This is a genomic window from Aquabacter sp. DMC10, assembly GCF_056314145.1.
Window position 1 is genome coordinate 316,759 of record NZ_JBQUYX010000004.1, and the last position, 25,187, is coordinate 341,945.

Consider the following 25,187-nt stretch of genomic DNA (forward strand, 5'->3'; position numbering starts at 1 on the left):
CGGGAGGTGGCCCTCACCGCCCGACCCGCAGGAAAGCAAGTCTATCGGGCGGTTGCCGCTGGGGCATAACCCAAATGGGGTATGCGCGGTGCTTTCCCTTCGGGCAATTTGGAGTCAGTGCCTTCGTGGCCGGGCCGGGACGGCATCAGGGCTGTCGCCCGTCCGGCCATGGAGGCGTGGCACCTGCCTGCTGTCCTCGCCGCAGGCCATAAGCCGGCAGAGGCCGGACTTTGCCCCTTGGGAGGGACGGATACGGTCGTGTCGTCCGCTCAAACCCTGCGTATTCAGTGGGGCAACCCGGGACGGGGTGTGGGCGTGATGTCAGTTTTCCGCCGACCCGGGCCCTCTTTCCGCCTGTCATCCCCGCGCGGCGCGCAGGCTGTTGGAACGCGGCTGCATTCAGCTATTGTCAGCCTGGGATGACCGATCCGCTCATCGACCGCATCTATGAATCCGCCGCCCTCCCGGACTTGTGGGAGGGGACCCTTCAGCACGTGGCGGAGAGGGTGGGCGGGATTGGCGGGCTGTTGTTCGTTCTGCGCGACGCCAAGACCCGCTGCATCGCCTCGCCTGGCGCGCGCGCCCTGTGGGAGGGCTTCGTCGCGGGAGGGTGGCTGGAGCGGAACAGCCGCGCGGAGCGCCTTCTGCGTCTCGATCATGCGGGCTGGGTGCACGACCTCGACCTCTTCACGCGGGAGGAACTGGAGCGCGAGCCGGTCTATGTGGACTATTTTCGCAAGGCGGGCGGCGGCTGGGGCGCGGGCACGGCGATGGAATTGCCCGACGGCGACAGCATGTTCTTCACCATGGAGCGGGCCTATGCGGCCGGGCCGTTTCCGGCGGACCAGATCGGCGCGCTCGACGCCCTGCGCCCCCATCTCGGCCGGTCCGCCTTTCTGTCCATGCGCCTCGCCATGGCTCATGCGCAAACCACGGTCGCGGCGCTTGCCGCCGTGGACACGCCGGCGGCCGTGGTCCGCCCCAACGGCCGCCTTCTGGCGGCGAACCCGCAGTTGGAAGGGCTCATCCCCGACATCTTCCTGGATCGGCGGAGGCGACTGAGCCTTTCCCAAAGGCCGGCGGACGACCTGCTGGGGCGCGCCTTGGCGCAGCTTGCGGCGGGTGGCGTGGCTGACGTGGCCTCCATTCCCATCAAGGGCCGCAGCGATCTTGAGCGGGGCTTTGTCATCCATGTGCTGCCGGTGCGGCGGGCGGCCCATGATGTGTTTTCGGGCGGGGCCTTCCTCGTCATTGCCAACACGGTGGCCCTTGCACCTTCTCCACGCGCCAGCCTCCTGTCCGCCCTCTTCGACCTCACGCCTGCAGAGGCCCGCATTGCGCGCGCGGTGGCCGACCTTCAGAGCCCGGCCGAGATTGCCCGCGCCTGCGGTGTCTCCCGCGAGACCGTCCGCACCCAGATCAAGACCATCTATGCCAAGACCGGCCTCGGCTCCCAGGCGGCCTTGGCGCGCCTGGTGGCGGCGGTGGGCGAGGCGTCCGCCACCTGAGGGGACCCGTGCCGCCCTTTGGGGGGCGGTCGAGACCGGGCGGCATGCGCCCGGGCTGCCAATCCACCACGCACGGGCGGAATGTTAGGGACGATCTTCGGGCGCGCTGGGGCATGTGGCCTCGCATGCCGCGCCGCGCCCCTCTGGGCGGGAATGCGCGGACCCACGTGTCCCGCCGTCCGCGCGGCTTCCGGTTTCCCGGCCTGTGCATCGCCTGGTGCTGCGCCGGCTGACCTCTCGGCGATGGCTGGCCTTCTCCCTGGCGGCCTGATGCCCCCGTGTCCCCCGGAGAAGGCGCGGGGCATGATAGGTCAGTTCCGCTGCCGGTTTGTCCTGTCCTCAACCGAGAGTTACGTGGTATGGTGATAAGACGCCACCGGGCAGCGGGCAGGGGCATCCGATGCAGTTCGATCTTTCCCGATTCAGCATGGCGGCTGATGATCTGCTTCATGCGGCAATCGGGCCCAAGAATTGGAACCAGGTTCTGGATGATCTTGAGATCGCAACCCAGTCCGATGGCGTGACCATCCTGCCCGTGGTGGGTCGGGTGCCGGGCAATCCCAGTTCCCAGAGTTTGGCCCGGCCGCTGGAGCGCTATTATGCGGAAGGGTGGGCGGAGCGGGATTACCGGGCAAAGGCGGCCCCTCTTGTGCTGGAGCGCAAGGTTATTCTTGATAGCGATTTTATGATGCCAGATGATTATGGCGATGAATTCTTCAAGTTCATGTCGAATTTCAATTTGAAATACTGCGCTCTCGTTATTTTCAGGACCCAGTCGGACATTGCCTGTTGCGCCTTCCATCGCCGGTTCGACAAGCCGCAATTTCAGGCGCACGACGCCCGGCTCCTTCAGGGCCTGTCGGAACGGCTGTCGCTCGCCTCGTCCATTTCCCGGGCGGTGGCGGAGTCCAAGGCGGCGGGTCTTTCCGAAGCGTTCGATTACATGAACCTCGCGGTGATCTTCTTCAATCGCGCAGGTCAGGTGGTTCGCATGAACGGAGCCGCGGAAGGACTGATGGGGGACGATCTGAACGTCTCGCACGGCGAGATAAGGGCGGGGACGGCGGAGGAGACGCGCGCCCTGCGCGGTTGCATCCATGCCGCCACCGGAGGATTGGAGACGCTGAAGGACAAGCGCGCCGTCCTCATCCGGCGGCAGGGGAAGAGGCCGCTTGTGATCCGCTGCCAACGGATCGGCGGCTTCTTGAATGACTATTTTTCAGACATCAAGGCCATGGCGGTGATTGACGACCTGGACGGCCAGGCCATCGACAAGTCCCAAGTCGTTCAGAGCGCATTCGGCTTGACCCCGGCGGAAACCGCCATTGCCATGTTGCTGGCGCAGGGCGAGGGCATCAAGGACATCGCCGAACAGAGGCAGATTTCCTACGAGACTGCGCGGACGCATATCAAGTATTTGTTCCTGAAAATGGGCGCGCGCCGGCAGTCGGAGGTCGCCTCCATGATTATGAAGATCAGATAGATCGCTCAAGATCATCGCGGGTGGGGGCGGCTCGCGGGCCATCCCTCATTGTCAAAATACTGCGACAGTCTTGCACGCGAGGCGTCTTGCTCAACTCTGCCGGCGTTCGGCGGCAGGAGGTGAGGCGCGCCCCGGTGGTGCCGGTGCGCGGCCCTCAGCGCGAGCCAATCTGTCCCGATTGCGGTTCCAGCACCACGGGGAACGGCATCTCACCGTCCAGAACGCGCTCTGTCGCCCGGCAGTGCTCAGTCATCCCCTGGAAAGGGCCCCGATCGGCCGCGCTCCGAGCCTCCGGCGCACGGCCATGCAATTGTCGGCGCAGCACGCTGATGGACCGCTCCACGATGCTTTCGAGCCGGCCATTGGAAATGACCAGCGTGGTGCCATAAGGCGTGGGGACCCGGTCCAGGCACCCCGCCTGAGACAGCGCGACCACCGCCTTGCGACAGGTTTCGGTGGACATTTCCAGCACCAGGAAACGGGCCAGGTTGGACTGGTCGATGGCGCCCTTCTGATCCCGCCAGTTCTGGATCAGGCGCTGCATCACGTCGCCGTTGAAAATCGCCCGCTGGATGCGCTCGGGCTTCAGCCGGACATGGCGGGCCTCCGCCTCGGATCGTGTCAGGCGGGACAGCTCCAGATTGTGCCGCAACGCGATCTCGCGGATGTCCTCGACACTTTCGACCCCGGCCTCGCGGATCCGATAGAAAAACTGCGCGATCACCAGGCTAGCGTCCGAGGCAAGCATCGCCTCGACGTTATTGTCCCTTTCGTGAACCTGACTCAGAAGGCAACTGAAAAAGACTTTACGATATTCCAAAAGGGAATCGATTATCGTCAATCCTGAAATGCCATCAGGCTTATCGATATTTGCGGTGTACATCGGAATGCCCTGCCAAATCGGTAGCGACCTGCTTGCTCGTTCTCCAGGCGCACAATGTTTCTCAACGTAAATACAATCCTGGGGTTGCACATACCCCAAACGGGGGAGGGGGCGTGGAACTTTTTGTTCTCGCGCTCCCTGTTTGCTTTTTGTTCTTTCCCGCAACGCAGTGCGGATAGGTTCGAGAAGATGACGTTTTAGGGACCTCAGGTCTTCTATGGCGATCGTGGTCGCCCCTTAAGACCATCAGACGGCCCGGCCGAGGGAGAGGGGTCGTCTGTTACACAAGCGTCACATTGGATACATGCGAGGGGGCGTGGTGCGCGTCCCCTGATCTTAAAGCGGGCACGACGGCAAGGCGCGAGGGGTGTCCCCGGGCTTGCCGTCGCCCCTCATCAGAATTGCTTGCGCAGGCCGCCCGTGAGCGATCCGCCCTGGATGTTCTCGCCGAAGCGGTAGTCGGCACGCACATAGCCGAGAAGCCCGGTGTCCAGGGCTTGGCCGGACAGGCCGACGCCGACCTGGCCGAAGGTCCCGATATTGGTGACGCCGAACACGGCGGCGCCGCCTGAGCTGTCGATGAAGGTGCCGGCGCCGTCGCCCGAGAATTCGTACCACACGCCACCCTGGATGGAGGGGCGCAGGATGAGGTTGGAATTGGCGGCAAAGCTGGTCCCAAGCCGGAGGCGCAGGCTGCCGATGAGGCTCTCATAGGCGTTGGTCTGCAAGGTGCCGAGGCCGTACGGCAGGACCACGTCGTCCACCGTGGCGGTCGCATAGTTCAGGCCGACGGAGGGTTCGATGAACCAGGTTTCCGCGAAGGGGATCACCCCGCCGGCGGTGCCGACAATGGTCCAGCCGGATGCCGACGTGCCCGAGCCCTGCAGGTAGGCCGACGTGTTGGTCAGGTCGATATTGTACTGGTTCCTCTGCACCTGCACGTCGACGAACATGCCATGGCCGATGAGAGCGGCATAAATGCCGTAGAAGGGCGCATCCACCTTGGATGAGACGCCGATGGCATTCTGCATGGTGGTGTCGAGCCACACGTCACCCGCCGTCAGGCCGAAATGGGCGTTCCAACCGGACCCGCCGATGTCCGACCGGGACAGGTCCATGCCCAGCTGGAAGCCGGTGAAGTTGGTGCTGAAGGTGCCGGGCGCCGAGACCGCAACGGGGGACCCCACAACCTGGGTGGTGGCCACGCTGTCAATGTCGTAGGAGCCGCCCTTCACACGGCCCCAGATGCCGTAGGAAATCTGGTCCTTGGCCGGATCGGCCGGACCGGACACGAAGGCGCTGACCGATTCCAGGAAGCCCGTCGTGATGGTGGTCAACGTGGCTGCGATCGTCTGCGACAGCGAGGCGCCGCTCGGGTTGAGGCTGGACCGGACCACCCATTGGTCAGCGCCGGTGGGGTTGGCGATATAGTCGAAGCTGTAATCCACCAGGCCCTGGGAGGAGAGCCCGCTGGCCGCCGTGAAGGCGCCCGCCGCGCCCTTGCCGGTGGCAACCACGATGTTCTCGCTGAAGAGCCCCTTGGTGGCGATGCTGTTGAAGTTGATGGCCGTCGTGCCTTCAACGGTTGCGGCATGGATCTGGTCCGAGCGGATGCCGGTGCCGGAGCTGGACAGATTGATGTCCATGGTGGCGTTGGAGCCCGCGTCGCCCTTGAACGTTCCGCCGACCGACACCTGGCTGTAGAGCGCCGAGCCGGAGGCGGATGACATGTTGAGGGTGCCGGAATTGGTGAAATTCTGCCCGACCTGGAGGGTGCCGCCCGTGGCCCCCATATTGATCGTGCCGGAATTGGTCAGTCCCTGCGTGACGGTCAGATTGCCGGTGGGGGCGAGCATGCTCAGGGTGCCGGCATTGGCCAGAGCTTGTCCGACCGTCAGTCCGCCAGTCACCTCGATGGTGCCACTGGACGCAACGTTCGTCAGGTTCTGGGAGATGGTGCCGGACGCCGCCACATAGCCGCTGTTGAAGATGCTGCCGTCCCATGTGGAGGTAGTGACGATGCGGCCGAGGGAGCTGTTGAGGGCATCGCCCTTCCAGACGGCGCCGTTCTGGTTCCAAACGGAGCCCGCATTGCTGTCGAGGCCGCCGGTCCATGTGGTGCCGGTGCCGTCATTGGTGATCTGGCCGCCGGCCAGGTTCGCCGTCACGGCGCCGGTCCATTGTGCCCCGGACAGGTTGAAGATCGCGCCGGAATTCTGGCTGACGGTGCCGTTCAGCCAGGCCGCGCCATTCTGGTTCGAGATGGTGCCGGCATTGCTCTGCACCGTCCCCGTCCACGTGGTGCCGACCCCATCATTGCTGATCTGCCCGCCCGCCAGGTTGGCGACCACATTGCCGTTCCAGGCCGATCCGGTGGAATTGGCGATGGTGCCGCTGTTGGACAGCACATTGCCGTTCCAGGTGGCCGCGTTGCGATTGAGGATCGTGCCGCTGTTGGAGACCACGTCGCCGTTATAGGTCGACCCGTTGTTGTCGAACGTATTGTTGGAGGTGTTGGTCTTGAGCGTTCCGGTCCAGACCGCGCCCGCATAATTGTGGATGGTGCCATCATTGGTGATGTCGCCGATCCACAGGGTGCCGGCCCCGGTATTGGTAATGAGGGCTCCGACCGCGTTGCCGAGGACATCGCCGGTCCACTTGGCGCCATCCGCATTGGTGAGGGTGCCGGCATTGGCGGTGACGAGGCCGGTCCAGGTGGACCCTGCGCCGGTATTGGTGATCTGGCCGCCGGCCAGGTTCTTCGCGACGGCGCCGGTCCATTGGGCGCCGGCGCTATTGATCAGGGTGCCGGAATTCTCGCCGACGGCGCCGGCCAGCCAGGTCGCGCCGTTCTGGTTCGCCAGCACGCCCGCATTGGCCACCACAGCCCCGGTCCAGGTGGAGCCCGCGCCGGTATTGGTAATCTGGCCGCCGGCCAGGTTCTTCGTCACGTCGCCGGTCCATTGGGCGCCGCCGCTATTGGTCAGGGTGCCCGAATTCTCGCCGACAGTGCCGTTCTGCCAGATGGCGCCGTTCTGGTTGAACAGGGCGCCGGCATTGGAGGCGACCGCGCCGGTCCAGCTGGACCCGGCGCCGTCATTGGTGATCTGCCCGCCCGCCAGGTTCTTTTGGACGTCGCCGGTCCAGGTGGCGCTGCCGCTGTTGGTCAGGGTGCCGGAATTCTCACCCACGACCCCGCCCAGCCAGCTGGCGCCGCTCTGGTTCGAGAGAACGCCGGCATTGCTGTCAACCGCGCCCGTCCAGGTGGAGCCGGTGCCGGTATTGGTGACCTGGCCGCCGGCCAGGTTCTTCTTCACGTCGCCGGTCCATTGGGCGGCGCCGCTGTTGGTCAGGGTGCCGGAATTCTCGCCCACCACGCCGCCCAGCCAGGTGGCGCCGGTCTGGTTGAACAGGGCGCCCGCATTGGACTCTACCGCTCCGGTCCAGGTGGACCCTGCGCCGGTATTGGCGATCTGCCCGCCTGCCAGATTCTTCTGCACGTCGCCGGTCCAAGCGGCGCTGCCGCTGTTGGTCACCGTGCCGGCATTGGAAGCGACCGCCCCGGTCCAGGTGGAGCCGGTACCGGTATTGGTGATCTGACCCCCGGCCAGGTTTTTCTGGACGTCACCGGTCCATTTCGCGCTGGCGCTGTTGGTCAGCGTGCCGGAATTCTCGCCCACCACGCCGCCGAGCCAGGTGGCGCCGTTCTGGTTGAACAGGGTGCCGGCATTGGAGGCCACCGCGCCGGTCCACGTGGAACCGGTACCGGTATTGGTGATCTGCCCGCCCGCCAGATTCCTCTGAACGTCGCCCGTCCATTGGGCGGCGGCGGCGTTGGTCAGGGTGCCGGAATTCTGGCCCACCGTTCCCGCGAGCCAGCTGGCGCCATTCTGGTTGGCGACCGTGCCGGCATTGTCCGCGACCGCTCCCGTCCACGTGGTGCCGGCGCCGCTATTGGTGATCTGGCCGCCCGCAAGGTTCGTCCGCACCTCGCCGGCCCAGCTGGACGCGCTGCTATTGGTCAGCGTGCCGACGTTCCCGATCACGGTGGCGTTCAGCCAGGTCGCCCCGTTCTGGTTCAGGACGGTGCCGGCATTGTTCTCCACCGTGCCGGTCCAGGTGGTCCCGGCGCCGTCGTTGGTGATCTGGCCGCCCGCGAGGTTCTTCTTCACGTCTCCGGTCCATTGGGCGCTGGAGGTGTTGAAGATCGTGTTGGCATTTTCCACGACCGTGCCGTTCTGCCAGGTCGCGCCGTTCTGGTTGGTGATGCTGCCGGCATTGCTGTCGACGGTGCCGGTCCATTTGGTCCCGGTGCCGTCATTGGTGATCTGGCTGCCGGAGGAATTGGCCACCACATTGCCGGTCCAGGTGGAGCCGGTGGAGTTCGTGATGGTGCCGCCGTTGGACACGACGTTGCCATTCCAGGAGGCGATGTTGCGATTGAGGATGGTGCCGCTGTTGGCGGCCACATTCCCGTTGAACGTCGAAGCGTTGTTGTCGAAGCTCACCGCGTTGGACGTGAGTGTCCCGCTCCAGGTGGCACCGGCCGTGTTCTGGATGGTGCCGGAATTGGCGATGTTGCCGATCCAGGTCGTCCCGGCTCCGGTGTTGGTGATGCTCCCCGCCGCCTGGTTGTCGACGACGTCGCCCGTCCATTTCGCGCCGGCCGCGTTCGAGATGGTGCCCGCATTGGCGGTCACGGCGCCGGTCCAGGTGGTTCCCGTGCCGGTATTGGTGACGGTACCGGTGTTCGGGCTCACCGTCCCGAGCGCGCCCGTCCAGGTCGCGCCGAGCGTGTTGAGGATCGTCCCGCCATTGCCGGCGACAGCCCCGTTCCAAGTGGAGGCGCTGTTGGTGATGGTGCCGGTGTTGCCTTCAACCGTGCCGTTCCAGGTCGACCCGTTGCCGTTGGTGATCTGGCTCGCGTTGGCGACCACATCGCCGTTCCACGTGGCGCCCTGATCATTGTTGATCGTGCCGTTATTGGACACGACCTTGCCGCCCCATGTGGCGCCGGTGGTGTTGGTGATGGTGCCGGTCGCCCCGTTCGCGGCGATGTCGCCATTCCAGCTCGTGCCGGACCCGGTATTGGTGATGGTGCCGGAATTGGTCGTCACACCGCCAACCCACTTGCCGCCGGCCTCATTGTTGAGGGTTCCGGCATTGGTGACGACGGTGCCGGTCCAATTGGCGCTTGAACCGGTATTGGTGATGGTGCCGCCGGCGGCGTTGCTGTTGACGTTGCCGACATAGATGCCGGAATTGCTCGCCGCGCCGGAATTGGCGAGGTCTGCCATGACCCGCGCACCGGATTTACCTGTGAATGTGCCGGTGGCCGTGTTGGTGATGACACCCGTGACGAGGCTGACTCCGGCTTCGGCACTCATGGTGCCCGAATTGGAGATGCTGTCCGCAGTGTAGATGGTCGTTGCGGGGCCGGCGAAGACGAAGCTGCCCGCCTGGTTGTCGATGGCCGCGAACGTGCCGCCGCCACTGAAGGTCAGGGTGTTGGCACCCGTCTTGACAAACGACCCATTGGCGACGTTCGAGACCTCGCCGCTGAACGTCACCGCCCCATCGGTCGTATCCACCGTTCCGCCGGGCGTGCCGGCTGGCAGAGGCGTGCCATCGTAGGATGTGCCGCGGATCACGACGGGCTTGGAAAATGTCGAGGCCGACGTCACTTTCAGCACGCCACCCGCAAAGGTGATGTCCGTTGGGATAACGGACGTCACCGCAAGGGAATTCTGATTAAAAGTGGCCCGTGTCTGGTCGATCCAAAGGGAGTTGACCGAAATCTCGCCTGATCCCGCCGTGGCTGCGGCAATGCTAGTTCCAGTGATCTCGTGGGAGCCGGAAGAGACCTCGAAAGACGCGGAGACCGGTGTGGGCGGGGGCGAATTGCTGTCCGCCTTCGTCGCGCCGTAGTCGGTCACCCGGTAGCGCTGGGTGTCAGGGCTGACCGAGATTACCGTGACCTGGGCGGGATTAACGGACGTAAAGAGGAAGGTGTCGTTCCAGGCAGTTCCCGCTCCGCCGGCGGGAACGGTGAATGTCGCGGGGGTTCCGTCAAGGTTAAGCGTGACGTTGGCGGCCGAGACCGTCCGCGGTCCCGCCAGCAACAGGCCCGCGCCGAGGGAGAGCGCGAGAATGGTGCTGCTCTTCAGGGTCTGGCGCAAGCTTCGCGCAGGCGTGATCTGCACTTCATGTTGCAACGATTTAAAAATGGAGATGTGCGCGCGCGCAGACGCACCCGTCGCCTGAACCGAAATTCCGCGTGTCATTATTTGCCCCTGACCCGCAAGCCGATGACAACCGGCATGATGCTTCAATCTGGGAAGCTAAACGCAACGGAAGTGACGAACAAGTGTCGCTATATGCTTGCAAAAAAGTTGGAGGCTAGCAAATGTGTGGGGAAATACTTGTTTGCCTTCTGTCTTCCGAATGATGAAGCGGGCAGGATATGCAGGTATTAAAGGCGGTTACCGCCTCTTGAGCACCGGACGGTTCCCGGTTTCGGCACGGTAGAGGCTATATGATACCGATTATTCGACCGTGTGCCGCGATCCGTCCCACCGCGCGCTTCCGTGCCATTGTGGCGCAACTGCAACATTGGCGTGTAGCATGCAGGGCGCCAACAAAATGGTAAGGTGATTCAATCCGTCGAATCGCGCGATTGAGGCGGTCGATACGTCTCTGTGCGCGTTAAGATCTGTAATCCGGGCGGGAAACTTCATGCTTCCGTTCGCGGCCTAAGCAGATAAACGCCGTCGATCAGGAATCGAGGCATTACAGGTCCCGTATGATCTCGCGAACGGCCCGTCTATTGATCGCGCGCAGCCGAGCCCCTCACAGTCCTGGTGCCCCGTGTCTATTGGGCGGGCGGCAGGTCAGCGGCAGTGCATGCTCCTTGCGGGACGTAGGTCCGTTCTGACGCTCTGGCCCACGGCTGTCGGATGCAAGTCTTTAAGTGAAGTGGCGCGGCGCCCCGACAGAGGCGAGCAATGCTGCCCCGGATGAAAAAGAACTGGGAGGGCTCAAAGTAAATTGAACCCTCCCGTGTGCGGGAGGGGCATGGTAGAAAATTCAACTGAACAGCGGCGACGTCGTTCCGGTTCGGTGTCGCCTTGTTCGGTGTCGCCTTCTTCGGTGTCGCACTGTGATGAGCCCGGACGGGCGGGGCGGGTGCTTTCAGGCGCGGCTGCCTGCCATGAGCGTGCGGAGGCGCCGCATGCCTCGGAGCGGCGCAGGGCGCATGCGCAGCGGGAAACGGGTTCGCGAGGGCTGGACCTTAAGGGGCCGGTGGTCTTCGCGCACCGTATGTCCTTTCAGGGAAATCGGCGGCGGTCCACGTGCCGGACGGCGTCAATCCGAGCGGACCGCACGCTCAAAAGCAGGCGCGATCGCGGTGGGGACGGGGGTGCGTGTCTGAGAATGTCGGCCTCCCGGACGCCCACCAGAAAGACCGGCAGATGCGTGCGCGGTGTTGGCCGCCCGGCTGCTGATGGCGGCCATGGGGCGGAGCGGGGACTTACGCCTGGCGTCGCGCCTGAGGCGCGAGGTCTGTGCCCCGCTCCCCGCCGTCGGACGGACGATCGGCCGGCCGCCTTGGGTGGGCCTGCGGGTCATGTCCTTGCGGAGGGGCGTTTGGTCGAGGGGCCCGTCGCGCCGCAAATTGTGGCTATGGTCGGGGCGGGGCCGGGAGGCGGTCTGCGTGCGCTGGCGGCCGGAAAGCGCCGGGCGGGGCATGCCGACGCACCGCACGGGATCGCCCGGGCAAAGCCAGTCCGCTCCCAGGCCGGCCGCACCGAGGCGCGACCCGCCGCGCCGGGACACGCCCGCCCCCGACCTGCCCGCACCGCCATCGCCCCCCCCCCACTCCCGAAGGCCCCGCGCGCTAAAGCCCGCATCGCCTGCGCCGCTCGGGCGATGATGATTGCTCGCCGCCTTCGCCTTGGACTAGCGCTTAACCTTCGACTGGCGCTTAGCCTTGTACTTGCTCTTAGTCTTGGACTTGCTCTTAGCCTTGGATTTGCTCTTGCCCTTGGACTTGTTCTCGCCGCCGCGTCTGGTGCCCATGCCCAGGGCGGCAAGGTGCTCCGCCATCTCCCGGCCGGCACCGGCGCTGGCGCGGTCGGCCTCGTGCCCGGTGGGGTGGATGCCGAGGCGGTGGGGCCCGCGGCCTTCTATGCCGATGACGATGGCAAGCTTTATCTGCTGGACCAGGTGAATGGGCGCATTCTCAGCCTGGATGCCGGCGGCGGCGCGGGCCCGCCCGGTTCCATTCGCCTGCCGGAAACCGTGGCCCCCAGCGATCTCGTCGCCATGCAGAACAGGCTTTATGTCTGGGATGGCCGCCCCTATGCGCTGGAGCGGGCGGGCGCGTCCGGGGGGGCGGGCGTCTCGGCCCAGAGGCTGGAAGCGCGCGCCGTATCTGATGACGATGACGTGGCCCGCTCCGCCTTCGCGCAGATGGGGTCCCAGGCCCCCGCCAGCGATGGAGAAGCCCTTGCTGCCGCAGGGCGCAGCATGCCGGGGGATGCGCTCGAAAGACCCGTCCGCCAGGTCCTGATGACGCGCACCTTGGGCAAAGTGAATGCGGACATCCTGCCCCAGAAGGACGGCCGGACGGCGCTCGTGGAGGTGCGCCGGGAGGCCGACCCCCTGAACGCCCGCCGGATCGAGGTGCGCGTCGCCGACAAGCTCGGACTGGTGGAAGTGCTCGATCTGGACAGCAGCGGGCGCCTCTTCGTCTTCACCGAGAACGTTCCGGCAAAGCCCGATCAGCCCCCCTCCACCTTTGTGGCGCGTTATTCCGGCCGGGGCCGGCTGGAGGCGGTCTTCGACCTGCCCATCACGCCCGACCAGATTTCCACGCGCCGCTTCGTCACCATCTCGCCCGAGGGAAAGGTGCTGTTCCTGCGCTCCGATGCTTCGGGCGTGTCGATCCTCGACCTTCCGTCGCGCCGCCCGCGCTCCGCCGTGCTCGAGCCGGAAAAGCGGCCAGCGGCGAAGGGGGGCACCGCCCCCGATGCCGGGCCGGGCTATGTGACCGCGGTGCGGGCGAACTCGCGGGCCGGTGTCATCCAGACGGGGCTCGCCTTCGAGGGGCTGAAATGGCGGGTGCGGCCGGCCAATTATGGCACCGATCCCGACAAGGCGTGCCTGGGGTTTGACGGACGGGGGCGCCGACCCTCCTACCTGCAGGGCAAGGTCAACCAGGAGGTGCGCGGGGTTCCCTATTGCTGGGGGTGCTTCGGCACCCTCGCCCAGGTGCAGCGTCGCATCGAGAATGGCGCGCTGGCTGGCAACTGGTGCACGCGGGAAGACCCCCTTCCTGAACCGGTGGGAGTGGATTGCTCGGCCTTCGTGAGCGCCGCCTGGGGGCTGCAGCGTCAATATACGACGGTCGACATTCCCAGCATCACGCGCCGCCTGGACAATCCCTGGGATCTGCGGCCCGGCGATGCCCTGAACAAGGCGGGGAGCCATGTGATGCTCTTCGTCCAGTTCACCCCCGACCGCAAGGTGGAGGTGCTGGAAGCGGCCACCGGGACCTGCAATGGACGTGTGTGCCGCAACATCTACCCGCTTTCGGTGCTGCTGGCCCGGGGCTACGTCCCCGTCCGTTACCCGCTGTTGACGGATTGAGCCGCCATGGGGGCGCGCGGGATCCGTTCCAGGGGACCGTCCGGCCGGCGGGTCCGCCCATCCGGTCGAGCGGGCCTGCGGGCAGTGCAATGGGCCCTGCTCCTGTGCACCCTGTGGGGCCTGGTGATCGCCGGCGCATCCGCCGCGCACGCCGAGCGCCGGGTGGCGCTGGTGATCGGCAATGCGTCCTATAATGGAATGCCGGCCCTGCAGAACCCACGCAATGACGCCAATGACGTGGCGGCCGCCCTGCGCGATCTCGGCTTCGAGGTGATGGTGAGCACCGACATGAAGCGCGCCGACGTGAGAGACGTTCTGGCGAAGTTTTCCAGCATGGCGGCGGGGGCGGATACGGCACTCGTCTATTATGCGGGCCATGCCCTGGAGGTTCGCGGGCAGTATTACCTCGTTCCGGTAGATGCGACCATCGAGGCGGGAAGCAATCTCAGATATGTCATGATGCCCGTGGCCGACTTGCGCGATGTGATTTCTGGCGCGAAGGGGCTGCGCGTGATGATCTTCGATGCGTGCCGCAATGATCCCATCGAAGGGGCGGCAAACCTGACGCCGGAAGCGGCCCGCGCGGCCCGCCGCGAGGAGGTGCAGAAGGCCCTCGCCGGTGCCGAAGGGGGGAAGGGCATGGTGGTCGCCTATGCCACGGCCCCCTTCGATGTGGCGGAGGATGGCAAGGCGCGAAACAGCCCGTTCACCGCGACTCTGCTGAAATGGCTGAAGGAGCCGGGGATCGAGATCCGATCCTTGTTCCGCAAGGTGTCCAGCGAAGTCTATGCGGATACGGGCGGCCGGCAGATGCCGGAGATCACGCTGGCCATGCAGGGGGACTATTTCTTCAACGGGGCGGACTCCCACGATGCCGTCTGGCTCAGGATCCGCCATTCCTCGGACCCCGCCGACTTCCGCGATTTCCTGGCCCGCTTCCCCCTGTCAATTCACGCTCCGAGCGCCAGCCGGCGTCTCGACATGCTCGAGCGCAGTCGGCGCGAGGCCCAGCGGCGGGCACGCGAGGAGCAGGAGATGCGGGAAGCCGAGCGTCGGCGGGCCCTGTGCACCAAGGAGGCGGCGGAGGTGGAGAGCTTGCGTCAGGCGGGCCGCCGGGAGGATCTTCTGCGCCTGAAGGCCGCCGCCGCCTGCCCAAAAGATACGGCGGCGCGGGTGGATGCCGCCCTGGCCGTCCTCGCCGCCCAGGAAGCCAAGCGGGCCAAGGAGGCGCAAGACGCACAAGCGGCGGCCCAAGCGGCGGCTCAGGCGGCTCAGGAGGCCGAGCAGCGCAGGCGGCGGGAGGAGGCGGAGGTGGCGCGGCGGGCGGAGCTCGACCGCCAGCGGCTGGAGCAAGAGGCCCAAGCGCAAGCGCAAGTGCAGGCTCAGGCTCAGGCTCAGGCGCTTGCGCAGCGCCAGCGTGACGAAGCGGAGGCCGCCCGCAAGGCGGAACTGGAGCGCAAGCGCCTGGAGCAGGAGGCCGAGCTCGGGCGCCAGAAGGAGGCGGCGGCCCTTGACCGTCAGCGGCAGGAAAAGGAGGCCGCCGAGCGCCAGCGCCGGGCGGCCTGCGAGCTGGAAGCCGGCCGGATCACCGCTGCCGCCTCTGGCGCGGCGCCCAAGGACGCGCTCTCCGCCCTGCTGAAGGGGCTGACCTGCCCGGAAAATGCCGCCCTCGTCGCCAAGGCCTATGCCGCCGTGGACGAGGCCGCCCGTGCGGCCTGCGCGCGCGAGGCGGATCAATATGCACGGATCGACCGTGCCGATGCGGCGGCCCTGTCGGCCTTCGCCGGGCGGGTGCAATGCCCTGAGGTGGCCGTGGCGGTGCGGGCGCAGGTTCAGCACCTTCAGGCCGAGCGCGAGCAGGCGGCGCAGGCCTGCGCCCGCGATATGCAGGAAATGGATCGGCTTCGGCGCCTGGGCAGCGAGGGGCGGGACCAGCTGGAGCGGCTGGGCACGGTGAGCACCTGCCCGACCATCAAGCCCCAGGTGGTGGCCGCGCTCGGCGCTCTCACGCCCCTGCCGCAGCAGAACACGCGCGAGCAGGTGCGACGTGGGGCGGCGGCGCTGCGCCGTATCGGCTGCCTTGCCGAGGCGGGCGATCTCCCGATCGAGGCCGTCCGCAAGGGCCTTGCCCGCTATTTTGCCGCGCGCCGGGTGGAGCCGGTCTCGCTGGATATCGGGGACGACCTCCTCCGGCGCCTCGATGGCGAAGGCGACCAGCGCGTGTGTCCCCTGACCTGCACGGGCGACGAGGTGGAGCGCGACGGCAAATGTGTTCCCGCGCGTCCGAGCGCGGGGTCGCCACCCCCCGCCAAGCCCGCAGCGAAGCCGGCCACGGCGCCAAGTGGCTCTCCGCCCAACGCCAAGCCGCCCCAGGCCAAGCCGCAGCAAGCCAAGCCGCCCCAGGCGGAAGCGCCGCGGCAGGAGCAGGCGCCCAAGCCGGCGCCGCCCGTGGCCTCAAGCGCGCCGCCGAAGCGGACACCCAGCATCATCCTCGGCAACTAGCGCAGAACGGAAAGCGACCTGGCCGGGGCTCCGGCCCCGGGTGGCCACAGGAAACGGCAGGGAGGTGCCGCATGGACAGATTGAGCATGGTTTTTGAGTCCGCCGCGCTCACCCATGAGGGGCGGGTGCGGACCGTCAACGAAGACAGCTTTCTGCTGCGTCCCGGCAGCGGCCTTTGGGCGGTGTCGGACGGCATGGGCGGTCACAGCGCCGGCCGGATGGCCAGTTCCGTGGTGGTGGAGGAATTGGGGCGTGTGAATGATGCGGCCACGGCCAGCGAGCTCCTGGCGGAATGCACCCGGGGGATGGAGCGCGCGCACCAGCGGCTGCGGGCCCAGGCGGCGGCCATGAACCTCGATCTCATCGGTGCCACCGTGGTGATCCTCCTGGTGCATGCCGGCGCCTATGCCTGCATCTGGTCGGGGGACAGCCGCATCTACCGGATTCATGGCGGGGAGATCACCCAGCTCACCCGCGACCATTCGGAAGCGGAGGACCTGGTGGCCGAGGGGGTCCTCACCCGGGAGGAATCCCGCCACTGGCCACGCCGCAATGTGGTGACGCGGGCGGTGGGTGTCACCGGGGAGGTGGAGCTTGAGATCGTCGACGGCCGCGCCGAGGTGGGCGACATCTTCGTCCTGTGCAGTGACGGCCTGACCGGCCACGTGTCGGACGCGGAAATCCAGGAGGCCGTGACGGGCCAGGAGCCGAAGGCCGCATCCGACGCCCTGGTGGCCCTCGCGCTCGACCGGGGCGGTCTCGACAATGTGACGGTGGTGGTGGTGAGGTGTGACCCGCGTGAACCCACCGTGCTCTCGCCCGATCGCAAGCTGGCGCCAGACTGGAGCCAGCCCGCATGACCGGCGGTCCCGCCCAGAGCGGCGCCCCGAGGGGCACCGGCCCGAAGGGCACCACGCAAAGGGGCAGTTGGCTCGAGCCGGGCACGCGGCTCAACGACCTCTACGAGATCGACGAAGGCATCGCCTCCGGCGGCATGGGAGAAATCTATCGCGGCCACGCCATTCTCACCGGCGATCCCGTGGCCATCAAGACGATCCGCTCGGACGTGGCCGAGACGGAAGCTGCGATGACCATGTTCCGAAAGGAAGCGCAGGCGCTGCACAACCTCTATCACGAGGCCATCGTCCGCTATTACGTCTTCTCGGTGGATCCGACCGTCCAGCGGCCCTATCTGGCCATGGAGTATGTCTCCGGGCCGTCCCTGTCCAACATGGTGCGCAACGGCCCGCTGGGATACGAAGCCGTCCGCGTGCTCGGCGCTCGCCTCGCCTCGGGCCTCCAGGCCGCCCATGAGCGCGGGATCATCCATCGCGACATCTCGCCAGACAATGTGATCCTGCCCCATGGCGATGTGGCCCAGGCCAAGATCATCGATTTCGGCATTGCCCGGCAGACCCGGGGCGGCGAAGGGACGGTTGTCGGCGACGGCTTCGCCGGCAAGTATAATTATGTCTCCCCCGAGCAACTCGGCCTGTTCGGGGGCGACGTGGGCGCGACCTCTGACATCTACAGCCTCGGCCTCGTCCTCGTGGAGGCGGCCACCGGGCGCGCGCTCGACATGCGCGGGTCGCCGGTGGAGGTCATCGAGAAGCGCCGCGTCGTCCCAGACCTGTCGGGGGTGGATGACAGGCTGCGTGCGCTTCTGGAGCGCATGCTGACGCCCGATCCGGGTCAGCGGCTGGGGTCCATGACCGAGGTGGCCGCCTGGCTGCGCCGGGGCACGCTCACTGGCCTCACCCGCGGCTTTGGCACCGAATTTTATGAGCCCACGGTGGTCTCGGTGCGCCCGCAGACCATGGCCGGCACCGCCCTTTCGAACCCTTCCGCGCCGCCCCAGCCGCCGCCCCAGCCTCTGCCGCCGCCCGTGCCGCCCCGGCGCCGGCTTGGGCTTTGGATCGGCCTTGCGGCGGCACTGCTTGCGCTGGGGGCAGTGGGGGGAGGCGCCTATTGGTTCGCCCAAGGACCGGGACCGGCGCCGGTGGTCGCGCGCCCCGAGCCTCGCCCGGTGGCGCCCGAGCCGCCGGCCCCTCCCGCCTTTGCGGTCCTGCAGGTCACACCCGGCGATATGCAGGCGGCCGCCACCCAGATTGCCCGGCGCCTGGGAGAGAAAGTCGCTGATCCCTGCGCCTTGGTGGACCCGGTCATTGTCGGCGACGACCGCGCCGCCATCGACGGCTATGCCCGCTCGGTGGAGGCTTTTTCCACGCTGCGATCCGACTTGCGGTCCGCACATGACGTGAGGCTGGACGTGCGGCTCAACCCGGTCACGGCGGCGCAATGCCCGATGCTGGCCTTCGTGTCCGGCGCGCGCGGCAACGCGAGCCTCGTGCCCGCCATCGAACTGGTGGGCTATACCGTCGCTGCGGGCGGGGCGATCAGCGGCGAGCTGTTTGGTCCGCCGGGGGCCTATGTCAGCCTTCTGGCGGCCTTCGCGGACGGGTCGGTGCGCGTGGTTGTGTCGTCCATGCGCCTGACCGGGCAGAGCACGCCTTTCGCCTTCACCCCGGATGCCCGACTTCTGCCTTCCGGCGCCGCGCTGCTGCTGGTGGCCATCGCCTCCAGCGCGCCGCTGGATATATTGCGGCCCGATGCCGTGCAGCCCGCGGAACGCCTGCTCGCCCAGATGCAGGAACGGGTCGAAGCCACTGGCATGCGCCTCGCCGCTGTCCCCGCCTATGTGGAGGCTAAGTAATCGTTCCAGGCCTCCAATATAATTGGAGATATTGACAGAAAATCCCGGGCGGTTGACGATTTAACACACTGGAGGCGGTAGATCGCGGGGGCGGCCTCATCTGTGCTGCCAACATTTCTGTCTTGGCCTGGTGGATGAGGGGCGGCACCGTCTCGCGCGTCGCAACGGCGCGCCTGAAGGGCCCATTCCACCCTCTCGCCGTGACAACCCAGATGACCATCACCGCGCGCCGACGCATGGGAGTGCAGGGCTCTTTGCTATGATCTCGCCAGCCGTCCTGTCTTGCCGCATCGTGGCCGCCGGTGGCCGATGACGGCTATGGACGCGCTCGTTCTGCGCTCCCAACACCAGACCATTGTCATCACCCGCAGCCTCGTCCCGGCGCGCGCGGCGCAGATGCGGCAGACCAGCGGCGGCGAGCTTCGGGGCGCCTTGGATGCGCACCTGTCCGGCGACAGCGTGGACGCCCAGCTGCTGTCCACCTTCTGGCTGGCGGCGGGAGGGCCGGTGCTGTCCGTTCTGAGGCCGGCGGAGCTGGTGGCCGCCGTGGTGGCCGCCGTGGAGGCGGGGCGCCTGCGCGCCTATGTGTTCAAAGAGCCCGCCTACATCAGCCAGGCCAGTCATCAGGCCCTTCGTGGCGAGGCAGACCGCGCGGCGCGCAGTCCGACCCGGCCCGGATCAGCGGCCATGGGGCGGCAGCTGAACGTCGCGCAGATGGGGGGGGCGGAGCGCTTTGTCGAGGTCTTCCACCGCACCGTTCCACGGGTGGGGCCGGAACTGGGACGTCAGCTTCGCACCCTGGTGGAGAATCCCACCGACCTCGCTTTCATGGTCGGCACCGTCGTCATTCTCGTTCAGCTGCATGCGGTGGCGGCGGGGGAGGTGATCGATGGCATCGTGCTCACCGCCATCATCGCCTGTGCGGTCATGGAGGGCATGGGCGTCTTCCAGGCGACTCTTTCCGCGCTGGAGGCTGCGGCGAACCTGGTGGACTTCCTCACCACCACCCTCGCCGCCCGCGACGATAAAGACCTCGACCGGGCCGCGGAGAAGCTGGCCGCCGGGCTGAGCGCGGTCGGTGTCGGCATCCTCTCCGCCGCGCTTGCCCGCATCGCCGGCCGCTTCACGGATTCGCTGAAGAAAGCGGGCGGACAGCGAAAGGTTGAGACGGTCTCCAGGGAGGAGATGGCGGGGAAGGGGAGGGGAAGCGCGGAAGCTGATTCCCGTGAAGGCGGATCAAGGCCGCGCCCGTCTTCGGGGCTAAGCGAGACTTTCCTCCGCCTCCGCGAGATTGACGCGGGTGGAGTGAAAGCTCAGAGAATATCGGAAGGGACTGGTAAGAAGATCGCGGTGATTGGCAGGAGTATGGGGGATGGGGAGACGCCCGGTGTAAAAAAGTATGCGAAAAAACTGAAACAAGAAGGATACGACGTTGAGATTTTCGATGGGCCGCAAATTTCGCCAGGTGCGTTGAGCGAATGGAGGAGTTTGCGTGACAAATACGGAATAATACCGGATGATGTAATTGTTAATAGCAAAATTTACAAAGAAAACAGGTTGTGGATACAGAGGTTAAAAAGTGGAAATTATTCCGTGATTGACATTGGGGATCCGAATAAGGCCGGTGAAAGCATTTTTTACGACATGGAACGAGGTGCGTTGAGTGATCGGAGGTGGTTCTGATGGATCAGGGAGACTTTGCAAAATATTTTGCACTAGAGGTCTCGTTTTTGCGAGATATGGGTTATGTTGGGCCTGTTGTAGGTCGCGAATATTCAAAAATTTATGACTTTGAATACGAGGTTAAATTTTCATCGGAGAAATTGCGGCGGTATATCAATTTTTCTTTCTATTTTAATCATCCTGATGTTTCGTGCCGAATATATGTCATTGTGGGTAATATGGATAATGGCGATAAGTTTTACGTTCCGGACTTCTTGAAACTACATAATATTATTTTTGACGAGCACTTATTTGATTTTTGTATTGATTCGGATTTGATTGTTAATAATTCGCATAAAATTCTTGAAATTAAGAGGATTTTTTACGAAGTGCTCTTCCAGATTGTTTCTGGTGAGATCTGGGTTCATGTGGACTTCGACTATGGGTCGCAGCTTTGAGAACTGGCACATCGGGTTGAATTTGAATTTCATTTCCTCGGCTTGGTCTTCTGAAGCGGAGTTCGAAATGCATCGCGATAGCAATAGTCAAACCACCCTCGATCACCATCTCGTCGACGCCCTCTTCGAGGTCGTTCCTGAAGACTGGCGGGCCTTTCGTCTGACGGTCTCACCGCCGGAAACAGCGGGGGCGCCGCCGGTTATTGCGCTGTTCAACCCGGACCGTGCGGATGCCGTCGGCGCGCCCGGCGCCGAGGTGGAGCGGCTCGTGGGAGACATCATTGCCGTGCTCGAGCGCGAGAAGCGGCCGTGGCCCCAGTTGAGCTATAGCGGCCATCTGGAAGAGGACGGGGAATGGCGCCTGCGTATTGTCGCCCCCTTGCCGGCGGATGCAGGGTCTTCTTCGCCCCCCGCGTGACCGGTCCGGCCCTGGCGCCGGGTCCGATTGCCCTTTATAAGTGAAACGCTGCGGCAATCGGCGCGACGGCGCGCCGGGGCCGCGGAACATGGGATGGTATGCGAGACGGCCGTGCACTCGGTCCCATGTCCCGCACCGGGTCTTGGCCCGGATTGTGGAGACAGGCGACGAAACTCACCCTTTCTCATCGACCAAGCCCCTTAAGTCTAAATTCCAATAAATTTGGCGACCTCCCAAGCAAAGGCTGGGTTCCTCTGGCGCATTTGGCGCGCGCCCTGAGCCTCTGCCTTGCCCTCTTCGCCCCGTGCCAAGCCGCTGCCCAAGGTTCGGCCCTAAGTACGGCCCCAAGTACGGCCGCAAGTACGGCCCCGAATATCGCCCCAAATATCGCCCCAAATATCGCCCCAAGTCCGGCCCAGGGTTCGCCACAGGCGGCGCCGGGTGCGCTCACGGGGGAACCGGCCGGCCGGCGTCTCACCCGCGTGGTGGGCGGCATGAGCGCTCGGGATGGCGACTGGCCCTCGCAAGTGAAGATTTATGCGCCCGATCCTGCGGGGCGCGGGCGCTTGAGATCCCATTGTGGCGGCACCGTCATCGGTGCGCGGTGGGTGCTCACGGCGGCCCATTGCTTCGTCAGCGCCACCGCCGGCGGCGGTCGGAGGCAGGCGCTCGCTGCCCAGCAAGTGCTCGTGGTGGCGGGCGCCGCGCGCTTGCCCCCCATTATCACCGAGGGCGACGCCGTTGCGCGCAAGGGGATCGGCGCGCGGGCCGTGATCTATCACCCGGAGTTTCAGCCGGGCACCTTTGCCAATGACATTGCCGTCATCGAGCTGAAGGAGCCGGCGGAAGTGCCGGTGGTTCCGGTTCTCGGCGCGGAGGAGAAGGACGACGACCTGGCGGGTCTGGCGGGCACGGTGCTGGGCTGGGGCCTGACGCGGGAGGCACCGGGCGCCGATGCCGACCTCCTGCCGGCGGATCTGCAGGAAGCCGAATTGCCCCTGGTGTCCAGCGCCGCCTGCCGCGCGGCTTATGCTGGCAGCGTGCTGGAAGGCAACGTCATCGGCGCGCAGACTTTGTGCGCGGGCTTTGCAGCCGGCGGGCGCGATGCCTGCCGGGGCGACAGCGGCGGCCCCCTGATGCTGCGTGCCGCCGCCGGCGGATGGGCGCAGGCGGGGGTGGTGAGCTGGGGGGAGGGCTGCGGCCGGCAAGGCCGCTATGGCGTCTACACCCGCGTTGCCGCCTATGAGCCGTGGCTGCGCCAGGTCACGGGCGCGGAGATGGCGCCCGGCGCGCTGCCGTCCCGCGCCTTCACCTTGTCCGCCGCCGCGCCCCACGCCGCGAGCGCCGCCGCTTCGCAGGCGGCCGGGGCTCCGGCCGCGCTCGCGCCCGATGACGTGGAGCGCGCGGCCATGTCCGTTCCTCCGGGCGACCGGGCCCTCGTGATCGGCATCGATGCCTATCCGGCGCCTCTGACCCTGACCGGGTCGGTCGGTGATGCCGAGGCGGTGTCGGCCTTGTTGGTGGAGGCACTGGGCTTTCGCCGGGACCAGGTCATGGTGCTCACCCAGGAGCGGGCCACGCGCAGCAACATCCTGGCCGCGATCGATGCCTGGCTGGTGCGCGGCTCGGCACCGGGCAGCCGGGTGTTCCTGTTCTACAGCGGCCAGGGCTTTCAGACCCGGGCCTTTCCAGCGCTCCGGGATGGCCGCGAGGGCGCCGGCATCGCACCGGTGGACCTGGAGCTGATCCGCGCCGCCGACGGAACGGTGCGCGACGTGGGCCGCGCCATTTCCCCCGCCGAGCTGGCCCGGACCCTGGAGCGCCTGTCCGGCCGCAGCGTCACCGCCATCTTCGATACCACTCAAATCTCCAGGCGTGCCCTCCAGCGTCCCGCCCCCGCACGGTCCGGCGAGGTCGGCGTCGTGCGCGCGGTGGAGGCGGTGGTGGACCTTGCGCCCGCGCAGCGCGATGTGGCGGCTGGCGCCACCCGCCTTCCCCTTCCGCCGGCGGCCGGCTCAACCGTGTGGTTTGCGGCGGCGCCCGACCAATGGGCCCTTGTGGACGCGCAAGGCGACCGGCCCATGGGCGCCTTCACGCGGCGCTGGGTGAATGCGGTGCGCGCGCTGCATCTGGTGAACCAGTCCGGCGACGTGGCCGCCCTCTATCAGATGGTGCGGGACAGCTTGGACCAGTTCTGTGCCGCCCAGGCAAGCCTGTGCCGCCTTGGCCTCGCGCCCCAGGTCGTGCCCATGACAGAGGGGGTGCCGGGAGAGAAGAAGGCCAGCCTGCTTCAGGCAGCGGCGCGCAGCCTGCCCGCCGCCGACAATCCCGCGGGCTTGGCCGTGGTTGCGGACGAGCCCGGTCGCGCCCTGCGCGTGGATAGCCGCAAGGCGGGCTACCTCGTGGTGCTCGCCATCGCGCCGGATGGCAGCGTGCGCCAGATCTTTCCCGCCCGCGCGCGCCTTGTGGCCGCGGGGCGGGCGGCCCGCGACATCAATCGGGTGCGCGCGGATGTGCCCACCTTGATCCCGCTCATGGACCTGTCCGAAGGCGAACGGCGCGACGGCATCTTTCTGGCCGTCTTCTCCGAGAAGGCCGTCCAGGTGCTGGATGTGCCCGAGCGGGCCGGGGAGGCGGGCGACAAGATGGGCGCACTGATCTTCCTGCACGACCATATCAAGGGCTTGCGCTTTCCAGATCCGGTGACCGGCCTTCTCGTGGACGGGACCTGGTCCTTCGCCACCTTCACCGGGCGCGGGGCCGACGCGGGCGCCAGCGCGGCGGCGGGCGTGACCCTGCGGGCGGCCACCCGGGATGGCCAAGCCAAGACGAACGCGCGATAGGAATGCATGAAATGAGAAACACATCCCTTGCCACCGCCATGCTCCTGCTGGTCTCGCTGCCGGCTCTGGCCGAGACCCGGGCGGACACCGCCGAGACCGCGCCGCGTGCGCCCACGGCCACAAGGCTGGCCGACGCGCAAAAGTCCCTGCCGGCGCCGGTGCCCCTGCCGGTGGCGCGCAGCGAGCGCCCTCTTGCCCGCGCCTGCAGTGATATGCGCTGCCCCACCTTCATCGTCCTCGGAACCGGGTTCTGAGGACGGTGGCCGTGGACGCGCCCGGTGGTGCGACGGCCAACGGACCGTTTTGGCGGGGTGGTTTCCACTGAACGCCCCCATGCCGCACCTGACGCGCAGCGCGAGGCTCCCCGCTCCATGGCGCCATGCCCGCCACGCACACCCTCACTCCTCCCCGTGCGCATCGACGCGCCACGACACCCGAAGGAAAACGATGCTCCTCGCCCCATGTGCCGCCGCGTTCCGGGCCGGAATGCGCAAGGTCGCCGCCGCGTCCCAACTTCCGGTCCCGGCCGGTCTCCTGATGGCCGGCCTTTTTCTCTCCGCAGCGGCCGCGCCGGCTCTGGCGCAGGCGCCGCTTTCCTTTCCGGGCGGTGCCCAGTCGGTCAGCGAGGATTTCCAGGATTGGCGGGTGCAATGCGCCATCCAGCAGAGCGTGAAGCGCTGCGCCGTCCTTCAGCAGCAGATGGATCCGCGCAGCCAGCAGCGGCTGCTGGCAGTTGAGCTGCAGGCCAAGGGCGACAAGGCGGAGGGGCTGCTTTTCCTGCCCTTCGGGCTGGCCATCGACAAGGGCGTGACCCTGAAGCTCGGCGAAACCGACCTTGCCGCCCTGCGCTTTTCCACCTGCCTGCCGCAGGGCTGCCTGGTGCCGGTGACCTTTGATGCCAAGGCCTTGGCCAATATCAAGAAAGCCGCAACCCTGCGGATCGATGCCTTCGCCGATGGCGGACCGGTTCAGAGCTTCACCGTCTCGCTCAAGGGATTCGGACCCGCTCTGGATCGCGTCGCTGCGTTGATGAAGTAGGCGCTTGCTCCTCGGCCCGGGGCTGCCG

The 25,187-nt window shown here is 66.4% G+C and carries 14 protein-coding genes; 12 read left to right on the forward strand and 2 right to left on the reverse strand.

Annotated features, from left to right (window positions below; all coding sequences use genetic code 11):
- Window positions 1-419: 419 nt before the first annotated feature.
- Both ACT54L_RS13120 and ACT54L_RS13125 read left to right on the forward strand, forming a co-directional pair.
- Window positions 420-1,508, forward strand: a complete 1,089-nt coding sequence (locus ACT54L_RS13120; protein WP_476086028.1) for a helix-turn-helix transcriptional regulator — start codon at window positions 420-422, stop codon at window positions 1,506-1,508.
- A gap of 400 nt (window positions 1,509-1,908) precedes the next feature.
- Window positions 1,909-2,991, forward strand: a complete 1,083-nt coding sequence (locus ACT54L_RS13125) for a helix-turn-helix transcriptional regulator (protein WP_476086029.1) — start codon at window positions 1,909-1,911, stop codon at window positions 2,989-2,991.
- A 154-nt stretch (window positions 2,992-3,145) separates the two neighbouring features.
- Here ACT54L_RS13125 and ACT54L_RS13130 read toward each other — a convergent pair whose 3' ends face one another.
- Window positions 3,146-3,874: a hypothetical protein gene (locus ACT54L_RS13130; RefSeq protein ID WP_476086030.1), complete on the reverse strand. Its 729-nt coding sequence runs from the start codon at window positions 3,872-3,874 to the stop codon at window positions 3,146-3,148.
- Window positions 3,875-4,269: 395 nt separating this feature from the next.
- The gene (locus tag ACT54L_RS13135) at window positions 4,270-10,053 is read right to left on the reverse strand and encodes a hypothetical protein (protein ID WP_476086031.1); all 5,784 of its coding nucleotides are present in this window, start codon (window positions 10,051-10,053) and stop codon (window positions 4,270-4,272) included.
- Window positions 10,054-11,968: 1,915 nt separating this feature from the next.
- Here ACT54L_RS13135 and ACT54L_RS13140 point away from each other — a divergent pair.
- From ACT54L_RS13140 to ACT54L_RS13185, 10 genes are all read left to right on the forward strand, one after another.
- A complete protein-coding gene (locus tag ACT54L_RS13140; RefSeq protein WP_476086032.1) occupies window positions 11,969-13,525 on the forward strand; it encodes a hypothetical protein in 1,557 nt (518 codons plus the stop codon).
- An 84-nt stretch (window positions 13,526-13,609) separates the two neighbouring features.
- On the forward strand, window positions 13,610-16,027 hold the full coding sequence (locus tag ACT54L_RS13145) for a caspase family protein (protein WP_476086033.1): 2,418 nt from the start codon (window positions 13,610-13,612) through the stop codon (window positions 16,025-16,027).
- A gap of 86 nt (window positions 16,028-16,113) precedes the next feature.
- Window positions 16,114-16,887, forward strand: coding sequence for a PP2C family protein-serine/threonine phosphatase (locus ACT54L_RS13150; RefSeq protein ID WP_476086034.1), 774 nt, complete (start codon window positions 16,114-16,116; stop codon window positions 16,885-16,887).
- Window positions 16,884-18,740, forward strand: a complete 1,857-nt coding sequence (locus ACT54L_RS13155; RefSeq protein WP_476086035.1) for a serine/threonine-protein kinase — start codon at window positions 16,884-16,886, stop codon at window positions 18,738-18,740. Before ACT54L_RS13150 ends, ACT54L_RS13155 begins: the two co-directional genes overlap by 4 nt.
- 318 nt (window positions 18,741-19,058) lie before the next feature.
- Window positions 19,059-20,423 carry a hypothetical protein gene (locus tag ACT54L_RS13160; RefSeq protein WP_476086036.1) on the forward strand — a complete coding sequence of 455 codons (1,365 nt, stop codon included), beginning with the start codon at window positions 19,059-19,061 and terminating at the stop codon, window positions 20,421-20,423.
- Window positions 20,423-20,860, forward strand: coding sequence for a hypothetical protein (locus tag ACT54L_RS13165; RefSeq protein WP_476086037.1), 438 nt, complete (start codon window positions 20,423-20,425; stop codon window positions 20,858-20,860). The genes ACT54L_RS13160 and ACT54L_RS13165 overlap by 1 nt, the downstream gene beginning before the upstream one ends.
- The gene (locus tag ACT54L_RS13170; protein ID WP_476086038.1) at window positions 20,844-21,278 is read left to right on the forward strand and encodes a hypothetical protein; all 435 of its coding nucleotides are present in this window, start codon (window positions 20,844-20,846) and stop codon (window positions 21,276-21,278) included. The genes ACT54L_RS13165 and ACT54L_RS13170 overlap by 17 nt, the downstream gene beginning before the upstream one ends.
- A gap of 494 nt (window positions 21,279-21,772) precedes the next feature.
- Window positions 21,773-24,121: a trypsin-like serine protease gene (locus ACT54L_RS13175; protein WP_476086039.1), complete on the forward strand. Its 2,349-nt coding sequence runs from the start codon at window positions 21,773-21,775 to the stop codon at window positions 24,119-24,121.
- 11 nt (window positions 24,122-24,132) lie between these two features.
- Window positions 24,133-24,375, forward strand: coding sequence for a hypothetical protein (locus ACT54L_RS13180; protein WP_476086040.1), 243 nt, complete (start codon window positions 24,133-24,135; stop codon window positions 24,373-24,375).
- Between the two features lie 79 nt (window positions 24,376-24,454).
- Window positions 24,455-25,159, forward strand: coding sequence for an invasion associated locus B family protein (locus ACT54L_RS13185; RefSeq protein ID WP_476086041.1), 705 nt, complete (start codon window positions 24,455-24,457; stop codon window positions 25,157-25,159).
- The last annotated feature ends 28 nt before the right edge of the window (window positions 25,160-25,187 follow it).